Below are 19,790 nucleotides of genomic sequence, written 5' to 3'. Positions count from 1 at the left end.
CTGCGTCCTTCCATAACGCTCGAGTCCGGAGGAGACAACCGGCCGAGCACCTTCACCTAGAAAGGTAGAACATGAGAACCTTGATACCAGCACTGCTCCTTGCTTTCGGAGCAAGCGCAGGCACACTCGCGCAGGCGCAAAGCTGCGGCAGCGGCGGCGGCGCCACCGTCTGCCTGAGCGCCAGCGGCTCGGCCAACAACAACCAGCTCAACTGGACCGTGAACGGCACCGTCACGCGCCTGGAGGTCTACCGCGACACCGACGCTGACCCCGCCGGCCGCACCCGCATCGCCGTGCCAGCCACCAGCGCCAGGACCTACGCCGACGCCGCGGCCAACACCGGCACGCCCTACTGGTACTGGGTCAAGTTCACGACCAGCGCCGGCAGCTACAACTCCGGCTCGGCCAGCGCCACACGCGGCACCAGTTGCGCGCCGACCGCTGTGTCGCCGTGGATCAGCGCCAACGGCTCCTGGACGCAGACGTCATCGGCCACGGTCACTGCCGGCAACTCCGCCATCCTCGGCCCGCAGCCGATCAACGGCGGCTCGTGGAGCTGGAGCGGCTGCGGCACGTCGGGTTCGGCCCGCGAGCAGTTGATCACGCCCGCCGCCAGCTGCACGGCCACCGCCACTTACACCAACGCCTGCGGCGCCAAGACCACCCAGGCGTTCGTGATCACCGTGCCCAGCGCGCAGACCCAAGTCTTTCCGAATCCCGGTATCAACCTGGGAAACACCCTCGAAGCATTCTGGCCAGGAGCGGCGGCGCCGACCAAAGCGCTGATCGACTCCATCAGGGATAGGGGGTTCAAGACCCTGCGCATACCAGTTGGGTGGGATATCCATTCCACCAACGGAACGATCGATCCCGCGTTCATGGCCCAGGTCAAGCAGACGGTCGACTGGGCCCTTGCCGATGGCCTGTACGTCATCATCAACGACCACTATGACCTTGGCTGGTTCGAACGCAACGGCTTCAACTCCTACGACTCTGCGATCAACGCCAAGTTGATCAACATGTGGACCCAGGTTGCGAACACCTTCAAATGGTACGACAGCGACAAATTGGCCTTCGCTGTTGCCAACGAACCTGACGCGCCAACCCAGGCGAAGACCAATGTGCTCTACCAATACCAGCAGAATTGGATCAACGCGATGCGCGCCAACGGCGGCGGCAATGCTGTTCGCTGGCTGGTCATCCAAGGGCCGAACACCAATATCGATAACACGCTTAACTTTGGAAAGAATCTACCTACGGATCCGGCGAATAAGCGGGTGGTCGAAGTGCACTTTTATGATCCCTTTGACTACACCTTGATGGATACAGATGAGTCGTGGGGGACTTGGAGCGCCTTCTGGGGATATAACTATAAAGTGAGCAACCAGTTCACGAATCGCAATGTCAAGGCGGGAAGTGACGAAAGCCTCATTGATACTCAGCTCGCCAAGATGAAGTATTTCACGGACCGGGGTATCCCCGTGCTGATCGGCGAATATCGCGCTGGGGTAAAGCCGGCGAGCCTCGGCCTGACCGGCTCATACAAGGACCAGAACTACCGGTCAACCACGCACTGGAACAAGTACGTGCAGAATAAGATCGCCAGCCTTGGGTTCAGTGGCACGGCCTGGGTAATCCAACACGACCTCTTCCACGAGACGACCGGTGAGGTCCTGGACTGGTACCTGCTTGACTCCGTGCTAGGCAATTCCGAGCTTGCTCCGATTTCGGGTCTGTAATTCCCTTTGAGTGGGTCCGAAGGCCCGCCGCCTGGCGGGCCTTCTTTTTGAATTCCTTGGCCGATTCCGGACCGGGGTGGGCACGTTGCTTGCGGTTGATGATTTCATGATCATGGTTCCTATCAGGCGTGCGCAGTCGCGCGGGCCAGACGGGCGCGCTCGTCCTGCGCGTCGAGTCCGACGGGCTCGCTTCCACGGACATCACCGTCGGTATCTACGGACGCATCTACATCAGCGGCAACGGCCGCGGTTTCCTCTACAGCAACTGAGCGCATGGTTCGGCAGGCTGGCGTCCAGCTTCTGGCGCCGGGCCTGCCGCCCCTCTCTTCCGAAGTCCTCCGAAATCCTCCAATGAACACATCCCTTTCCCTGCCCCGAAGCGTTGTCAGCCTCGCGGCGACGCTCCTTTCGCTCAGCCTGAGCACCGCGAGTCTCGCCGCACCGCCCGCCGCTCGCGCGGTGACGCTGGACCGCGCGGCAGCCACCCAGCCCATGGACCGCTTCTTCGACCTTTCTGTGGGCGCGGACTACCCGGGCACCACCGGCCGCCCCGAAAACATCGCGCAACTCAAGACGGCGGCGGACGAACTGGGCTTTCGCTACGTGCGCTTCCACGACATCTTTCACGACGTCTACGGCACGGTGAAGAAGGACGGCGACAAGCTGCTGTTCGATTGGACCGGCATCGACAAGCTCTACGACGGCCTGCTGGCCAGTGGCGTCAAGCCCTTCATCGAGCTCGGCTTCACACCCGCCGTGATGAAGACCTCCGACCTGAAGATCTTCTACTAGAAGGGCAACACCTCGCACCCGCAGCCGGGGCCCTGGACTGAGTTGATCGACGCCTTCGCGCGCCACCTCATCCAGCGCTATGGCATCGAAGAAGTGCGCAAGTGGCCGTTCGAAGTGTGGAACGAGCCCAACCTCGACGGCTTCTGGGAAAAGGCCGACCAGAAGGCCTATTTCGAGCTGTACGCCAACACTGCGCGCACGCTCAAGAAGGTGGACGCCGAACTGAAGGTCGGTGGCCCTGCCACGGCCGGCGCTTTCTGGGTGCCCGAGCTGCTGGCCTATGCCAAACAGGAAGGCGTGCCGGTCGACTTCGTCACCACCCACACCTACGGTGTCACGGAAGGCTTCCTCGACGAGTTCGGCAAGTCGGACCGCATCCTGGATCCGAACCCGGATGCGATCGTCGGCGACGTGCGCCGCAATCGCAAAGAGATCGAAGCCTCGCCGTTCCCCGGCATTCCGCTGTACCTCACCGAGTGGAGCACCAGCTACAACCCGTACGACAAGGTGCACGACAGCTACATCAGCGCGCCGTGGATCCTGACCAAGCTGCGCGCCACGCGAGGCTATGCGCAGGCGATGAGCTACTGGACCTACAGCGACCTGTTCGAGGAGCCAGGCCCGCCGCCCCGCGCCTTCCATGGCGGCTTCGGCTTGATGACACGCGATGGCCTGCGCAAGGCGACTTGGTTCGCATACAAGTACCTCAACGCGTTGCGCGGCACCGAGATCCCAAGCGCCGACGACAAGGTACTGGCCACGGTCGACGGCGACAAAACGGCCGTCGTGGCATGGGACTGGCAGCATCCCGACCAGAAGACCACCGCTAACGGTGTGTTCTTCGCCAAGCCGGTGCCCAACGGCCCGGCGCCGGCGCTCAAGCTTGCGCTGCGAAACCTGAAGCCGGGCGCTTATCGGCTCGAGCTGCGCCGCGTCGGCTACAAGACCAACGACGCCTACACCGCTTACCTCGAGATGGGTTCGCCCGTCAACCTCGATGCGGCGCAGCTTGCCAAGCTGCAGTCACTGACCCGCGACCTTCCCGAAGTAAAGCGTACCGTCAACATCGGCAAGAACGGCCTGCTGAACTTCACTGTGCCGATGCGCAGCAACGACATCGTCCTGCTGACGCTAGACCCGGGCAAACGCTGAACCACTGTGCCGCTTGCATCACGAAGCTCCCCAGGAACTTCCAGTGCTGGCGACCACTCCCCTGGGCGTCTTGAGCGAAGAGACCCACGCCCTGGCCGTGTCTGCCGATGGCCCGCACGGTTTGATCGTTAGGGGGGCGGGGTCTTGGCGCTAGGGCGACGCCGAATAAGTCCCCGCGATGCGCTGCGCGCGAGGGACTTGTTCAGCGTTGTCTTAGCGCTTGAGTCGAAGCATCAGAGGCCTGTCAGAGAAAGCCGTGCGACGCAGCGTCAGGCTGATCTGAGACGTTCGCGGTGGGGGGCTCGAACGACCGCAGCCATGAAAACCTGTCGGTGGACACTGGCAGCACGGCCCGACTGCTTCGCACCGGAAACTGGCACGGTGGCGGCGGCAACGAGTGGCTCTCAGGCGGTCGCAGCCAAGCCGCAGCAGCGGTGAATTGATGCGGACCCCGGGCGCTTGTGCGAGCATTGGCGCCATGGCTGCAGACCCTTTGATCACCATCGACGCCCAACGCCGTGGAGGGCGGCCCTGTGTCCGCGAGTTGCGTATCGCAGTTGGTGACGTGCTCGGCTGGCTTGCCCTGGGCCAGACGCCCGAGCAGATCGTCAGCGACTACCCGGAGCTGACCACGGCGGACATCCTGGCCTGCTTGGCCTATGCGGCCGAGCGCGAGAGCCGGGAGTTGCGCCTGCCGGCTGGGGCGTGAAGCTCCTGCACTAGAACCACCGTTTTGAGGCTGAATTCAGACGTTCGCGGGCCTCGGCCGGAACGGCCGCTGCAGCCTTCACCTCCCGTCGGCGATGAAGGCATAGACCGACTGCCCAGCATCGAGAGCAGTCCTTCGACTTGGTCGGCGGGGTTTGCGGCCTACCAACCATCGCTCGCGGGAGAGGGTGAGTGGCTCAGTCCGGCCCGTTGCTGATGTCCTTGCCCAGAGCTCCGTCACCCCAGAACCGAAGTTCAAGCGACCACTGGCGGCTCGTCATGAACCAAAAAACGCCCGCGCCAGAACCGACGTAGACCCCCTCTTGCCGCACGACATTACACGTTAAAGCGCTCAGAGCTGCTTCAAACTAGATGCAGCTCTGCCTAGAATGCCCGGATGGCAGGGCTTCAGTTCACCGCAATGCACGTCCGGAGCCTTATCGGCTTGACCCGGACGGACTTGCAGCGTTGGTTGAGCGTGCTCCCGCCCTTCGATCAAGCGCTCACGCAAGCGCGCACTGCACGACGGTTCGCTATCACGGACTTGGCATTTTTTAGCTTGGTCGCACTGTTACACCGAGGCATGGGTTTGCCGGTGACCACGATCGCGCGTTTCTCTGCATCGCTGTACGACCACGTGAACCGACCTTCATCTCTCAACTCGCCCGCCGCGCGACTCTTCTTGAATCGGGTCAACGAAGGCGTCTGGGAGGCCGCCATCGAGCCTGCAGGAGGCGTATCCATCTCGATTGATCCCGAGCCAGTTTGGAAGGATGTTTACGCGTTCATCGGCCTGCAGATGCCCGTGCAGCGCGAGCTCGCGCTGGGGCTGGTGTCCGTGAACCAACTGCCTGTAAGGGACCCCATCCGTGGCCGCCGCGCAAGTTAGCGCAGCAGAGCGTCTTGGCGTTCCCGCCGAGGCGTTCGTAGATTTCCAGGAGAGTCCGTCCGCACGTCATTTGCGGTACATGGACCTGCTGTCCGCGTCGCAAGATCCCACCGGCGATGGAAGGGCTTCGCTGGAAGGCGTAGTCGAAGTCTCGGGTAAGGCCGCCCTGTACGTGGTGCGAAGCAGCGTTCCGGCACCGCAGGGTGCGGACGCGTCTATCGTCCAGCTGATGCGGTCGCTGGCCTGCCGTGCCGATGCAGGTCACTTAGCTGTCGTTCGCCCCGGGACGATGACTGTTTATCGCGTGGGCTTCTATGCCGAGGGGCAGGCGCCCACTGTGGATGCGGTGATTGACGGCGAGGATCCCTTGAGCGTGCGCAAGCTCCTCAATGGCGGGCGCGAACTGACGCCGCAGGAGCGGGCCAACCGACTTTGGCTCGACGACTTGCTCTTCGATCTGCTGACCAAGGCGGCTGATGGTCTGCGGGACGCGGTCCCGGGATCGACTCTTTCAGATGGGGAGGTACTGTCTCTTATCGGGCGCGCACTGTTCACGCGGTTTCTCGTAGATCGGGGCATCGTCAAGCCACACGAGGTCGACAAGATCGTCGCAGGAACCCTGCGCCCGGAGAACCTCTTTGGAACCGTCGATGCCCTTGTGGGCACTTTTGAGTGGCTCGATCGGACGTTCAACGGCGACTTGTTGGACCTCGGAACCAAGGACTACCGCGGCTACCTGTCAGGGCTCGGGCAAGCGAGTGAGAAGGTCTGCTCCACGTTGAGCAACATCATGGCGCGGTCAGCCGATGGGCAACTCTCGCTGGACTGGGACGGTCTGCGCTTCGAGCACATCCCAGTGGACGTCCTCAGCCAGGTCTACGAGCATTTCGCGCATCGCTTCACGCCCGAGCACGCGCATGCAACGAGCATCCACTACACGCCGCGCGACATCGCGGAACTGTTGGTTGATGGCGTGTTCGCGGCCACCCCTGCACCCAAGCGTCACCTTGCACGGGTTCTGGATCCGGCAGCGGGCGCGGGGGTGTTCCTCGTTTTGGCGTTCCGCCGTCTCGTCGCGGAGCGATGGCAACACACCGGACGACGTCCGCAGCGGGCCGCAATCCGGAAGATCTTGACCGAGCAGCTTTGTGGTCTCGACATCAACCCGACTTCAGTCAAAGTAGCGGCGCTCAGTCTCTATCTGGCATCCCTGGAGCTGGACCCGCAACCGCAGCCATTGTCTGACCTGAAGTTCGAGCGCCTCTTCGATTCGACGCTTCACTGCGTCGAGGCCGACCGACTCAGTGACGCAGTCGATGCCAAGCTCGGCAGCCTGAGTGCTCGTCTGAGCGCGTTGGGTCCTTTCGACATCGTGCTGGCCAACCCCCCGTGGAATAGCCTTGACGCGAAGTTCAGGAAGCAGTTGGAGTCGATTGCGCCTCAGAGGCCCGAAAGTGTGGGGGGCATGGATTCACTGACGGGCAAGAGCCCGGTGCCTCACCAATGGCCTGACGTGGCGTTCATGTGGCGCTCACTGCAATGGTGCCGGCCAGGCGGCGTCATTGGCATGATCGTTCACGCACGTTTACTCTTCAGCGACGAAGCCACTGAGGTGCGTGCCCGGTGGTTCTCTCTCGCGCGAGTGACCGGCGTCTTGAATGGGATGTTTCTCCGCAAGGAGCGCCACATTTGGCCATCCAACAGTCAACCCTTCTGTGCGGTCGTGGCCCTGAACGAGCTTCCCCAGCCTGACGACTCGTTCTACTACCTTTCGCCTCGTCTGGAGCCGGCACTCGGCCAGAACGGTGAGTTCCGCTTGGATCCGCGCTCGGCAATGGCTGTGCCGCTGACGCTGGCTGCGCGCGAACGACATGTGTTTAAGACGCTTGCCCGCGGTTCGGCGTTGGATCTGGACCTGGTCGGCCGGCTCGGGCGTGCGCCGCGCATCTCTTTGCGCGACTACTTCGAGCAATTGGGGGTGGCCCTGCGACAAGGCTTCATTGCCGGCAATCGACAGCAGCATGCTGATGCCCTGCACGGATTACCTATCCTCGAAGGAGATGACAAGCCCGAATACGCGGTTGAAGTGGCCGGCCTGGAGAAGATTGAGCAGCGGTTCCCGGAGTTGAAACTGGAAAGGCCTCGCGATCCGGTCATCTACCGCGGACCGCACGTGCTCTTCAGGCAGGCACCCAAGCTCGCGATGGCTCAGCGCGGTGCTGTCTCCACGGACGGCGACCTTGCGTACAGCCGTTCGTTCTATGGCTTCCCAGTGTCACGCTGCCCGAAGGTGGTGGCAGATTTCATGTACGTTGTCTCCTACTCGGATCTCTTCCTTTACTGGTCACTGATGACGAGTTCTCAGTTCGGCGTCGAGCGTGAGACTTTTAACGTGGCCGACATCGAGGATCTCCCCGTCCCGCCGATGACGACCCTCGTTGGTGAGATAGCGACGAAGCTCTCTGAGTTGGCCGAACGCATTCGTGCAGGAGGTGCGCCATGGCAACAGGTGAACCGACTGACGGCTGAGGTCTACGGACTCTCGAACTTCGACCAGCAGTTGATAGAAGATGTCATTGCGCATGAAGCACCGTATCCGAAGACTCTCGCCGCTGGGCTCTGCGAAGTGCCGCGCAATGGCGAGGCTGTACAAGCCTTCGCGCAAGTTCTCGCATTGACGCTCGCCGAACTCGATGAACTCTCTTTGAGCGTCCGGCCGCATGCCATCAGCAACGATGATGGACCGTGGCAATTCCTTCGCATGGGCGTTGACCTCCAACGCTCGCCCGACCCGGGGCTTGTGCGGCGACTGTTGAAGCTTGCTAGCGAGCCGTTGCAAGCCTCGGAGATTCGACTGCAACTGGGAGATCAGGACTGGTTGATTGGCCGTATTCGGCACGCCAGGTATTGGACGCGCAGCCAGGCCCGCCTGCTCGCGCTTGACCTGGTCGATGACGGCCTGTTGGTTCGACCGTTCCTGCACTGAGCTCGCCGTTTAATGTTTCTCAATCTCGGCACTGCGCCAAAAGGCCCCCCGCCTCCGTTCAGTGCTTGGTCGAGGAAGCAGATACAGACCATCGAGCGTGCGATCGCTGGAGCCTGGTCGCAGATCACGAGGGATCCCCACTGTCAGGCGGTGCTCACCGCTGGAACGGAGCCGCAGATCACGGCGATGCTTCAAGATGCCTTGTGCGAGTTGCTGAACGCCGGGAAGGTTGCTGGCTTCAGCCCCGCCACGTACCTGTGTCCGATTCGAGGGCAAGAGATAGACGACCACACGGGCAAGTTCCTGGAGAAACGACCCGATCTCACCTTTCCTCGCCTGTCCTCGCGCCCGTCGAGCAATCAGAACGCCTTGTTCTTCGAGTGCAAGATTCTCGGACGCGGTCGTGCGTTGGATGACTACGTGAAGAACGGCGTCCGTCGCTTTCAGGAAGGCATCTATGCCTGGGCCATGCCGCATGCGGGCATGCTGGCCTATGTCATCGGCGCTGAGGCAGCCGATCCGTGCACCTCATTGGCAGCAACTTGGAGTGCCGACTCCGGCTCCGCCGCGCCGTATGCACCCATTGAACCTGTCAGCGGCGAGGGCGGCGGTCCAGCGATTGCGCTGTCGCGACACGCTCGCACCTTCACCCTACGCAATGGTGAAGCACCAGGCCAGATCCTGCTTCGCCATTTGTGGCTGCATTTTCCCCTCGCCGATGAGGACTGATGAGGCGCCAGTACCGTGGCTCTTCGGCCGCGGCGTCACGGCGAGATTGCGGCGAGCGCTCCGGGCGTTAATGTGGGAGAACGCTCTCCCCAGACGCAACGAAGCCTGCCCGCGTCCACCGGCGGCGATCGCTGCAGAACGGTCAGCCGACGAACCCGTTGGCCGCAGCATCAGCGCCTGTGCGGGGCTAGCTTGCACGGCGAGGCTCCGGTCTTTGATCTACGCCCTAGATCTCTCACGACCAAATCCCGCGTCAAGCTGCCCCCCGCCCTGACAGCGCTGCCCAGCGACACTACCCACATGTCGCTTTTCCAGCCCCTGGCCACGCGCTTCGAGCGCTTCATTGACCCCTATCCGGAAACCTCCGGCACCGCCCCGCCGACGCGCTTCTTCCCCTTCCTGTGGCGCTGCGCCGATGGCGTGCGCAAGCACCTCGCGGTGATCATGGTGTTCACCGCCGGCATCGCGGCGGCCGAGGCGTTGCTGTTCAGCCTGATGGCCTCGCTCGTCGACTGGCTCTCCACCATGAAGCCCGCCGAGCTGTGGGCCAAACCGCAGCCCGTCTTGCTGCTGCTGCTCGGCGTGCTGGGCGTGAGCGTGCTGCTGGCGTCCGTGCAGGCGCTGATGAAGTACCAGGGCGTGTTCGGCAACTTCCCGATGCGGCTGCGCTGGCTGTTCCACCGCCGCATGCTCGATCAGAGCCTGGCCTTCTTCGGCGACGAGTTCGCCGGCCGCATCGCCACCAAGGTCATGCAGACGGCGCTGGCCGTGCGCGACACCTGGCTCATCGTCGTCGACATCCTCGTCTACGTGGCCGTCTACTTCGGCACGATGGTTGCCATCGTCGCCAGCTTTGACGCCCGGCTGATGGCGCCCTTCGCCGTCTGGCTGGCGCTCTACCTCGTGGCGCTGCGCTTCTTCGTGCCGCGCCTGGGCAAGATCGCGCAGGCGCAGGCCGACGCGCGCAGCCTGATGACGGGCCGCATCACCGACGCCTACACCAACATCGCCACCGTCAAGCTCTTCGCCCACGGCCGCCGCGAGGCCAGCTATGCCAAGTCGGCGATGCAGGACTTCATGACCACGGCCTACGGCCAGATGCGCCTGGTCACGGGCTTCGAGATCGTCAACTCCATCCTGTCGGCACTGCTCGTGGGCAGTACGGCGGTGCTGTCGCTGTGGCTGTGGGGCGTGTCCGCCATCGGCGTCGGCGCCGTTGCGGCGGCCACCGCGATGGCGATGCGGCTGAACGGCATCTCGCACTGGGTGATGTGGGAGATGGCGTCGCTGTTCGAGCACATCGGCACCGTGCAGGACGGCCTGGCCACGCTGTCCAAGCCGCAGTCGATCGCGGATGCGAACGGCGCCACCGAGCTGACAGTCCCGCGCGGCGAAGTGCGCTTCGAGGCGATGCGCTTCGCCTATCCGAACGGCAAGGTCGTCGTCGAAGGGCTGGACCTCACCATCAAGCCCGGCGAGAAGATCGGCCTGGTGGGCCGCAGCGGCGCGGGCAAGAGCACGCTGGTGAACCTGCTGCTGCGCCTGTACGACCTGGCGCCCGACGGCGGGCGAATCCTCATCGACGGCCAGGACATCGCTAGCGTCACGCAGGATTCGCTGCGCCGCCACATCGGCATGGTCACGCAGGACACGTCCCTGCTGCACCGTTCGGTGGCCGAGAACATCCTCTACGGCCGACCCGACGCGAGTGCGGAGGACATGCGGCGCGCGGCCGAGCGGGCGCATGCGGATGAGTTCATTGCCACGCTCTCCGACCCCAAGGGCCGCACCGGCTTCGAGGCCTTCGTCGGCGAGCGCGGCGTGAAGCTCTCGGGCGGCCAGCGCCAGCGCATCGCCATTGCCCGCGTGATGCTGAAGGACGCGCCCATCTTGCTGCTCGACGAGGCCACCAGCGCGCTCGACAGCGAGGTCGAGGCCGCCATCCAGCAGAGCCTGTACACGCTGATGGAGGGCAAGACGGTGGTGGCCATCGCCCACCGCCTGTCCACCATCGCGGCGCTGGACCGCCTCATCGTCATGGACGCCGGCCACGTCGTCGAGCAGGGCTCGCATGCCGAGCTGCTGGCGATGAACGGCATCTATGCGCGGCTGTGGGCGCACCAGAGCGGCGGGTTCCTGGGGCTAGATGCGGACTGACGCCGCTGCACAGACATCAAAGGCAACCACAGAGGCACAGAGACACGGAGACACGGAGGAAGGCATTCGCCGGGCTTCTCCGTGCCTCTGTGGCTCTGTGGTTGCATTTCTCCGGGCCGTCGCCGTCGCGCTTCTGGTCGCTGAATCGGCACGAATCAGCGCGCGCTGAGTAGCGCGCTGGCCGGCATCGCCGCGCCGCGCAGTTGCGCGTCGAGGAAGGCGCGGCTCAGGCGGAAGCCCTCGCCCACGTCGATCTGGGCCGCCTCCGTCGCGCTGCCGCTGCGCGGGCCGCGCCTGCCGCCGCCGGCCGGGCCTTGGGGGCCGCCGCCTTCGCCTTGCCCGCGACCGCGCCCGGCCATGCCGCCAGCGGCGCGCGTGTGGTGCTGGTCCTGCTCATGCCAGCCCTCGGGCGCCAGCGTGCCGGCCAGCGCCGCGTGCGGCACGCCGCCGAGGTTGAGCAGCCAGCCGCTGCCGGGGGCCAACGCGTCGAAGGCCTGGCGGCGCTCGGTGGGGCGGTGCAGCAGGCCAAGCGGGTCGGCATCGACGTCGCTGGTGACGAGCAGCGTCGCGGCGCCAACGCTCGGCGCCTGCATGGCCGGCGGGCTGACGGCGATGACGGCCTGCCAGCCGGCGTCGCCGCGAGCGTCCAGCGCCGTCTGCGCGCCGGTCTCGTAGCCGGCCAGCGCGGCGTGGGCCCAGTCCAGTGCCGGTTGCGCCGCGCGCAGGGCGGGCAGCAGGCGGCGCAGCGCGGCCAGGCGGTCGCCGCGCAGTGCGTCGCCGTAGTGCAGCAGGCCCAGCTCGCGGAACTCGCCGGTGCGCGACAGCTCGGATCGCCAGGCCGACGCGTCGGCCTCCAGCGGCTGCACGGCCAGCACCGTGTAGCCGCCCTGCGCCCAGACGGTGGCCCAGCGCTGGCCGGCATCGCTTTCCTGGCCCAGGCCGGGCAGGTAGACGACGACCGGCGACGTGGCCGGCGCGCCCGCGCTGCGCGTGACGGTCACGCGCCGGCCCTGCACGTCAAAGGTCGCGAGCGACAGGTTCAGCTCGCGCGTGGCCGTTTCGGCCCAGGGCTTGGGCACCGCAGGGCCGCCGGCGCAGGCGGTCAAGGTGAGGGCAGTCAACAGCAGAAGGGTGCGGCGGTGGAGGCGGGGCGGCGTCATGGGGCAGACGATAGCCGCCCGGCCGCGCTGACTCGTTTCCCGTTCTTGTCAGCGCGGCGGGGCGCTGTGCGCGCCCTTGCCCGGTCTCAAGTCGAGATGCGCAGGTTGGCGTTGCCGCGGATCACCTTGCTGCTGTTCACATCGCCCGCCCAGCTCAGCTGTTGCTGCCGGCCGTAGGCGCGCGCCACGGTGTCGTTCGCGCCGGTGGGCGCGATGGTGGGCGCGAGGCATTCGCTGGCCTTGAAGTTGAATTGCCACAGGCTCAGCAGCGGCGCGATCTCGACGGCAGCGTTGGCGTTGACCTTCTTGGCGCCGATGGCCGTGTCAAAGCCAGCGCGAAGCCAGTCGGTCGAGTGGCTGTCGCCGTAGCAACAGGTCGAGTACATCAGTCGCAGCTTGCTGCGCACGTTCAGCGCGGCGATGTCATCGGCCAGCGCGTCGGTCTCGGCGCTCCCCTCATGGAAATACACCTTGCCGGGCGAGCCGTGCAGCATGAACACGACATCGATGCGCTTGACCGCCAGCTTGGCCCCTTCGCGGCGCAACGCAGCCACGAACCGTGCCCGCGTGGCGTTGCCGCCGTACAGCTTGACGAGGCTGGCGTAGTCGTCACCGAGCGTGGTTTCCACGGTGGCACGGCCGGCGCTTTCGATGAAGCGGTAGAGGTAGTCGGTGTCACCCGAGGCGAGGTGGTTGACGATGATCAGTGTGCGGTTGGGTCGAGCGATAGCCATGGTCTGTCTCCTGTGTGATGTCTTGAACCCGAACGTCTTAGATGCCGCGCGGGCGGCGCCGCCACGCCAGCAAGCCGACGCCCGCGAGCATCAACGCCCAGGTGCCGGGCTCGGGCACGGCGGCGGTGTTGAAGTCGCTCAAGCTCAGGCCCTGGCCATTTCCGTAGTGCACGAGGAAGCTGCCGGCGCCGTCGGTGGTGAGCAGCCGCCCGCCGTCCGCCACGTTGGCAAACTCGCCGAACAGCCCGCCGCTGGCGTCGATGAGCTGGAACTGCTGGCCAGCCTGCGCGGTGAAGCCGCCGATGAAGCTCAAGCGCAGCACGGCGTCTGCGCCCAGGTCCACGCTGCCGCCGACGTTCAGCGCGTCGTAGCCGCTGCCGCGTGTGAGGCCGCCCAGCTCCAGGGTTAGCAGCGCCGCGTCGCTGAAGCTCAGATCCTGGCGCACGCTGAAGAGGCCGGCGCTTTCGCCCGGCGCCAGCTCGGCGTGTTGCACGGCCAGCTGCTCCACCTCGCCATGGCCACCCAGCGCGCCTTCTTCCACCACCGTGAGGCCGGTGTAGCTGTTCGTGCCGTTCAGCACCAGCGTGCCGGCGCCGGTCTTCAGCAGGCCCATCTCGGAGGCCTGTTCGCCGATGCCGCCCTGCAGCACCGCGGTGAAGCCGTTGGTGTCGATGAAACCGGCCTGCTCGCCCGAGCGGCCGCCCAGCAGCACCGTGCGGCTGGCGGCCAGCGTGAGCGAGTCCCAGGCGCGCAGGCCGCCCTGGGCCGAGCGGGTGCTCTCGCCGTCGAAGAAGCTCTTGCCGAGGACGAGCTTGTTGCCGGCCGCGCCCAGCGAGCCATCGGCCGTGATGCCCACCACACCCAGGCCGAAGCCCTGCGGGTCGCCCAGCACCAGGTCACCGGTGAAGCTGTTGCCGGCGTTGGCCAGGCGCACGTCGATCTTGTCGGCGCTGCCGGGGCCGCTGCCGCCCTGGATGCGCAGAGGCGCGCTGCCGCCGAGGCTGCGTTCGATGATGAGCGATTGGCCCTCGGCCCGGAAGCCCGCGCCGCCCGCGCCGATCTGCACATTCGTCGCATCGCTGATCACCAGCGGTGCGCTGAGCTGGCTGCTGGTGGCCAGCGTGCCGTTGTCCAGCTTCAGCAGGTTGCCCGCGTCGCCGAGGGCTTGCGCATGGCCGACCCTGAGCCGGCTGCCGTTGTTCACCTCCACGCTGCCGACAAAGTTGTTGGCGCCGTTGAGCGTCACGTCGCCAGACGAAAAGCCGTTGCGGCCGATGACCAGGCTGCCCTGGCCGGTGAGCGTGCCGTTCAGCGTGCCGAAGAGCGGGCTGAGCTGGCCACCGCTGCCGAGGTCGACGACCGAGCCGGCCTCGCCCTGGATTTCGGTGACGGCCAGCGTGTGGCCGCCCAGCGCCAGCCGTGCGGTGTCGGCCAGCAGCACGGTGCTGCGCGCGCCCAGGGCCTCGTCCACGCCCAGGGCCAGCGTGCCTTGCTGGATGTCGACGCGGTGGCTGTTGCTGCTGTTCGTGTTGGCGGTGTTCAGCGTCCAGGTGCCGGCGCCGGCCTTGGTCATGCCGAGGCCGTTGATGGGCTGGTTGAACACCACGTTGAAGCCGTTGGTGTCCACTGTCATGTCGCGAAAGCTGGTGCTGCGCGTGGCGGCGATGCTCAGGTCGGCGGTGGCGCGCAGGGCGCCCGCGAGGTTGCTGAAGCCATTGGCGCGGCCCACGTCCAGCACGCCGCCAGCGGCGCCGACTTGGCCGTCGCTGCCGAGTTCCAGCGTGGCGGCCACTACCTTGGTGCCGCCGGTCTGGCTGCTGCTGCCGCGCGGCGCGAACACGGTGGCGGCGCCGTTGCCGCCCAGGTTGAGCGTGCCAGCGCCGGTGATGTTGCCGCTGATGACATGCCGGCCGGCGAACGCCGCGCTGATGCTGGCGCCGCTGCCCGACACCTCCAGCGGCCGGTTCAGCTCGAAGCCGGCGGGCAGGGACAGGATGCCGGCCAGCGTGACTTGGCCGCCCGCGGCGCCGAGGTTGGTGTCGTCGTTGAAGCGCAGCAAGATGCCCGTGCCGATGCCGAGGCCGCCGGCAAAGCTGTTGGCACCGCTGAGGGTGACCGCCGAGCGGATGCCGAAGTTTTCGAAGGCGATGCCACCGCTGCCACTGATGACCGAGCTGACCGTGCCCGTGATGTTGCCCGCCACCAGCACGCTGCCGACGCCGCCGGTGGTCTGGATGGCGCGGCTCAGCGAGGCGCTGCTGCTGAGTTGCAGCGCGCCGCCGTGGTCGAACAGCAAGCTGTTGCCCGCCGCGCCGAGGCTGCTCTCGTTGCTAGCCACGATCTGGCCCGAGCCCGACATGCGCAGTTGCCCGACGAAGCTGTGCGCCAGGCTGCCCAGCGCCAGCGTGCCGCCGCTGACGTTGACGTTGCGGGCGCCGCCGATGACGCCGCCGGCCGTGACCTGGCCGAAGGAGCCGGTGTCGAACGCGACCTCGATATCACCGGCACCGCTGACCGCGCCCAGGCTCACGGCGCCGCCGCTGCCGCTCGCCCGCAGCGCACCGTCGCCGCTAACGCTGCCCACCGAAATCTCCCCGCCGTCGGGCCGCAGTAGCAACGCGCCGCTGCCGCTGATCGCGCCGCTCACCGTCAGCTGGTTGTTGACGCCCGTGGTCTGCAGCGTCAGCGCGTGGCCCGCGCGGTTGATGGGGCCGCCGACCGTCAGCTCGGTGGCCAGCAAGCCGCCTCCGGTAGCGCCCAAGGCCAGCACGCGTGCGTCGTCGCTCAGCGTGATGGCGCTGCCGATGAAGGCGCCCGCGACCGGTTGGCCCAGGAAGTTGTTGACCTTCTTGGCGCTGCTGGACAGCAGGCCGCCGAGCTGGATGGCGTTGCTGACCTGGGTGACGGCATTGCTGCCCGTGCCCACCAGTTGCAGCTCGCCGCCGCTGGCCACCTGCACGCCGCTGCTGCCGCTCAAGCCCAGGCCGGCCACGCCCAATGTGGCGCCACTGGCCACCGTGGTGGCGCCGCTGAAGCTGTTGTTGCCGCTCAGCACCGTCTTGCCGCTGAGCACCTGGATGCCGCCGGCACCGCTGATGCTGCCCTGCAGGAAGAGCTGGCTCGTCAGGCTGGGCCCGCCGTCGAGCTGCAGCGTGCTGTCCAGCACCAGGGCGTTCTGCACCCGGCCGTGGCCGCCGTCCGACTGCATGCGCACGAAGGCGCCGTCGCCCCGGAAGCGCAGCGCCTGGCCGCTGAGCGTGGGGGCGGCGGCGCTGGCGCCCAGCGTCAGGCCGTGCAGCACGAAGCCGCTGGCCAGGTCGTTGAAGCTGGCCGCGCGGGCGGCGGCGTCGAACACCAGCTCGGTGTCCGGCCCGGCGACGGGCAGGCCCTCCAGCCAGTTGGCGGCGTCGTTCCAGTTGGCGCTGCTGGCGCCCGTCCATGTCGACGTGGCGGCGGCGGCCGGTTGCAGCAGGCCGAGCAGCGCAAGCGCGGCGGGCAGGGCGCGCAGGCCCGGGTGGGTGAATGTCATGTTGAACTCCTGAGGGTCGTGGGCAGGCACCGCCGCACGCCGGCCAGCGCGAGCAGGCCCAGGGCCAGGCTGCCGGGTTCGGGCAAGGCTTGCGCTTGGGCGTCGCCAGTGGTGATGCGGCTGATGTCGAAGGCGAAGTCGGCGCGGTCGAAGGGGTCGCCCAGGCTGGTGCCACTGGCGAACACGGCGAGCTGGCCGGTGAACCGGGCCGGGTTCAGACCCGACAGGTCGAAGCCCAGGCCGTCGTCGGCCAGGGCAAGGCCGGCAGGATCGGCAAAGAACATCAAGAACTGCAGCTCCAGCACGCGGCCCAGGCCGGCCGCCGCGTCCAGGGCGTCGGCATGCGCAATGGCCGGGAAGATGTGCAACTGGTCGGGATCGAGAAAGCCGCCGACCCCGTCGTGCACCGCCACCTTGCAGATGAAGTCCGACGCGCTGGGGCAGCCGCCACTCGTGCTGTCGAAACCGGCAAAGCTGGCCGTCGACGCGGTGACGGCGCCGTACAGCGTGAATCCGCCCGGCGCGGCACTGCCGGCAGCGGCGGTGTCAAGAGTCACCGTCAGGCTCAGCGACTGGCCCGCCAGGAGCGGGTCAAGGGCAGCGGCGATGGCGGCGTCGCCGGTGGCCGCCCCGGTGAAGCCACCTTGCACGGTGTAGGTCACCAGCGCGGCCGAGGCCAGGGGTGCCGCCAGGCACAGCGCCAGGGCGGCCAGGGTTCGAGTCAGAAGTTTGGACACGAGGTCTCGCCTGCAGGGAAGTGAAGATGCGGCGATGCTGGCCGCCCGACACTACGCTGTCCTCAAGCTTCCCTCAGGCTTCTCTCAAGAAGAACTTTCGTCAATTAAAACAACGGCTTATGGATCCATTGAAACCGGGGGGTGAGGAGTCGCCCACGGCGCCTGACACGCCGGAATCGCCCTCCCAGCAGTGGCTGATCGGGGATTGGCTTGCCGACAGTCGGCTGGATGAGCTGCGCCGTGGAGACGAAGTTTTCAAGATCGAGCCCCGCAACATGCGCTTGCTGGTGGCCCTGGCACAGCGCCCGGGCGAGGTGCTGACGGTCGACTCGCTGCTCACCGAGGTCTGGGCGGATCTGGTCGTGACGCAGAGTTCGGTCTACCAAGCGGTGTCGCAACTGCGCCAGGTGATGGGCGACGAGGCCAGCCGGCCGCGCTACATCGCGACCGTGCCGCGCAAGGGCTATCGGCTGGTGGCGGTGGTGCAGCCGGTGCGGATGGCGCGGACGCCGGTACCGGCTGAACCCGCCGCCGGGGAGCTGGTCGAAGCGCCAGAACGGCTGCCCGAGGCCGCTCCGGTGCTCGCGCCCGTCATTCCTGTCGTGCCAATCGCGGCGATCGGGCGCTCTCGTCGCGGCTGGCTGATCGGCGGCGGGGCGGCGGCGGTGGCCGGCGTGGGCGGGCTGGCGGCCTGGTGGCAGCTGGCCGGCCGGGTGCTGCCCGAGAACGTGCGCCTGGCGGTGCTGCCGTTTCAGGACACGTCGGCCCACAAGCTGGAGCAGCCGCTGGCCGACGGCCTGGCCGAGCAGGTCATCGGCGCGCTGGCCAGCCACCGGCAGGTGCGGGTGCTGTCGCGCGCCACGTCCTTCCAGTTCCACAGCCCGGACGCCCTGCTGCCGCTGGCCGAGCAGCGCTTCGTCACTCATGTGCTGGGCGGCGAGCTGGCCCGCACCGCCACCCGGCTGGCACTGAACCTGCGCCTGCACGGCCTGCCCGGGCAGCGCTTGTTGTGGCAGGAGGCGCTGGAGGTGGAGCTGGCCGACCTGAGCCGGCTGGCCTTGCGCGTGGCCAACCATGCGCTACTCGCCCTGGGCGCCGCGCCCGTGGCAGGGCTGGCCTCACAAGCGACCCCCGCCGATGCCTACGAGCTCTATCTGACCGGCCTGCAGCACCAACGCAGCATCCAGATGCCCGGCATCCTGAAGGCGCGGGACTACTTCCAGCGCGCCATCGACCGCGACGCCGGCTTTGCGCCGGCCTATGTCGGCCAGGCCGCCACCTGGATCGCCGAGTTTCACTACGGCAGCGGCCTGAGCCTGCGCGACATGGACGCCCGCGCCCAGCCGCTGATCGACCGCGCGCTGCAGCTGGCGCCCGAGCTGCCGCTGGCGCAAGGCCTGCAGGGCCACCTCAAGGCCAATCTCAGCCTGCACGACGAGGCGCGGCGCTGGCTGGCGCCGGCCCTGCAGCGCTCGCCCAGCGACGTCACGCTGCTGACCTGGACGGCCAAGAACGAGATGGACGACGGCCACCCCGCTGCTGCCGGCCCGCTGCTGCAGCGCGCCGCCGAACTGAGCCCGCTGGCCGTGCAGGTGCAGCACCTGGCGGGCCTGGCAGCCACCTACGCCGGCCGCTACGACGAGGCCCGTGCCCATTACCAACGCGCCATGGTGCTGGCGCCGCAGCATGCCAACGGCCCCTGGGGACTGGGCCTGGTGGGCTATGCCCGGGGCCAACTGGCTGAAGCCGTCGGCGGCTACCGCAAGGCCCTGGTGGTGGACCCGCAGCGCGACGCCCTGTGGCTTCAGCTGGGCTGGCTCTACCTGGACCTGGGCCTGCCCGATGAAGCCCGCCATGCCTTCGCCCAGTCCCAGTCGCAGGCCTCCCATCCCGCCGAGTCCCAGCTCGCGGCAACGCGCTTGCTGCTGGGTGACGAGGCCGCGCTGCGCCGCACCCTCACCGGCCTGCAGCTGCCGGGCAGTGGCGCGCGTGACCTCGAAATCGACGCGGCCCTGCTGTGGGTGCGCCTGGGCGACCTGCCGCGCGCGCGCCGCCTGCTGGAGCCGGCCGTCGGCCTGATGCTGGCCGACCCGCTGCCGGCCTGGGGCAATTGGGACGCGTTCCAGGGCCGCCATGTGCTGATCGACGCGGCGGCCGTCTACCTCGCGCTGGGCGAGCCGGCGCGTGCCGAGCCGCTGCTGGCCCAGGCCGAGGCCTTCCTGAAGCGCTACCGCCAGCAGGGCAATGTCTGGCACACCGAGCCCTATCTGCGCGCCCGCATCGAGGCGCTGCGCCAGCGCCCGCAGGCGGCTGCGGCGGCGCTGGAGGAAGCCGTGGCCCTGGGCTGGCGGCGCAGTTGGTGGATTGCCCATGACCCCGCGCTGGCCAGCGTGCGCACGCTGCCGCGCGTGGAGGCGCTGCAGGCCCAGGTGGCGCAGAAGGTGGACGCCGACCGCCGGGCGCTGGTGCGTGCCTGAT

General features: G+C 67.1%; 12 protein-coding genes and 1 pseudogene. 9 read left to right on the top strand and 4 right to left on the bottom strand.

Annotation, left to right across the window (positions count from 1 at the left end; genetic code table 11):
* Nucleotides 1-71: 71 nt before the first annotated feature.
* The 8 genes and pseudogenes from ABIS05_RS03175 to ABIS05_RS03140 all read left to right on the top strand — a co-directional run bounded on the left by ABIS05_RS03175 (nucleotide 72) and on the right by ABIS05_RS03140 (nucleotide 11,152).
* Complete coding sequence (locus ABIS05_RS03175) at nucleotides 72-1,739, top strand: glycoside hydrolase family 5 protein (protein WP_348011231.1); 1,668 nt, start codon at nucleotides 72-74, stop codon at nucleotides 1,737-1,739.
* Nucleotides 1,740-1,867: 128 nt separating this feature from the next.
* Nucleotides 1,868-2,008 (top strand): hypothetical protein, encoded by a 141-nt coding sequence (locus ABIS05_RS03170; protein WP_348011230.1) that lies wholly within the window; start codon nucleotides 1,868-1,870, stop codon nucleotides 2,006-2,008.
* 4 nt (nucleotides 2,009-2,012) lie between these two features.
* Nucleotides 2,013-3,683, top strand: a pseudogene (locus ABIS05_RS03165) (GH39 family glycosyl hydrolase).
* A gap of 478 nt (nucleotides 3,684-4,161) precedes the next feature.
* Entirely contained in the window at nucleotides 4,162-4,392 is a 231-nt protein-coding gene (locus tag ABIS05_RS03160) for a DUF433 domain-containing protein (protein WP_348011229.1), read from the top strand.
* Nucleotides 4,393-4,986: 594 nt separating this feature from the next.
* Nucleotides 4,987-5,280, top strand: coding sequence for a hypothetical protein (locus ABIS05_RS03155; protein ID WP_348011228.1), 294 nt, complete (start codon nucleotides 4,987-4,989; stop codon nucleotides 5,278-5,280).
* Nucleotides 5,261-8,266 carry an N-6 DNA methylase gene (locus ABIS05_RS03150; protein WP_348011226.1) on the top strand — a complete coding sequence of 1,002 codons (3,006 nt, stop codon included), beginning with the start codon at nucleotides 5,261-5,263 and terminating at the stop codon, nucleotides 8,264-8,266. Before ABIS05_RS03155 ends, ABIS05_RS03150 begins: the two co-directional genes overlap by 20 nt.
* 12 nt (nucleotides 8,267-8,278) lie before the next feature.
* Nucleotides 8,279-8,995: a hypothetical protein gene (locus ABIS05_RS03145; protein WP_348011225.1), complete on the top strand. Its 717-nt coding sequence runs from the start codon at nucleotides 8,279-8,281 to the stop codon at nucleotides 8,993-8,995.
* A 300-nt stretch (nucleotides 8,996-9,295) separates the two neighbouring features.
* Nucleotides 9,296-11,152, top strand: coding sequence for an ABC transporter ATP-binding protein (locus ABIS05_RS03140; protein WP_348011224.1), 1,857 nt, complete (start codon nucleotides 9,296-9,298; stop codon nucleotides 11,150-11,152).
* Between the two features lie 155 nt (nucleotides 11,153-11,307).
* Here the strand turns inward: ABIS05_RS03140 and ABIS05_RS03135 are convergent, their stop codons facing one another.
* The 4 genes from ABIS05_RS03135 to ABIS05_RS03120 form a co-directional block, all read right to left on the bottom strand.
* Nucleotides 11,308-12,312: a hypothetical protein gene (locus ABIS05_RS03135; protein WP_348011223.1), complete on the bottom strand. Its 1,005-nt coding sequence runs from the start codon at nucleotides 12,310-12,312 to the stop codon at nucleotides 11,308-11,310.
* 86 nt (nucleotides 12,313-12,398) lie between these two features.
* Nucleotides 12,399-13,046, bottom strand: a complete 648-nt coding sequence (locus ABIS05_RS03130; RefSeq protein WP_348011222.1) for a hypothetical protein — start codon at nucleotides 13,044-13,046, stop codon at nucleotides 12,399-12,401.
* Between the two features lie 37 nt (nucleotides 13,047-13,083).
* Complete coding sequence (locus ABIS05_RS03125) at nucleotides 13,084-16,575, bottom strand: autotransporter-associated beta strand repeat-containing protein (protein WP_348011221.1); 3,492 nt, start codon at nucleotides 16,573-16,575, stop codon at nucleotides 13,084-13,086.
* On the bottom strand, nucleotides 16,572-17,312 hold the full coding sequence (locus tag ABIS05_RS03120) for a hypothetical protein (protein WP_348011220.1): 741 nt from the start codon (nucleotides 17,310-17,312) through the stop codon (nucleotides 16,572-16,574). Before ABIS05_RS03120 ends, ABIS05_RS03125 begins: the two co-directional genes overlap by 4 nt.
* 119 nt (nucleotides 17,313-17,431) lie before the next feature.
* On the opposite strand from ABIS05_RS03120, the gene ABIS05_RS03115 reads away from it, so the two are divergent.
* Nucleotides 17,432-19,789: a winged helix-turn-helix domain-containing protein gene (locus ABIS05_RS03115; protein WP_348011219.1), complete on the top strand. Its 2,358-nt coding sequence runs from the start codon at nucleotides 17,432-17,434 to the stop codon at nucleotides 19,787-19,789.
* The last annotated feature ends 1 nt before the right edge of the window (nucleotide 19,790 follow it).

Origin of the sequence: Roseateles sp. (assembly GCF_039929605.1) — a bacterium.
GTDB lineage: Bacteria > Pseudomonadota > Gammaproteobacteria > Burkholderiales > Burkholderiaceae_C > Pelomonas.
Note: the sequence above shows the minus strand (reverse complement) of the source record. Positions and strands in the feature narration are given on the sequence as shown.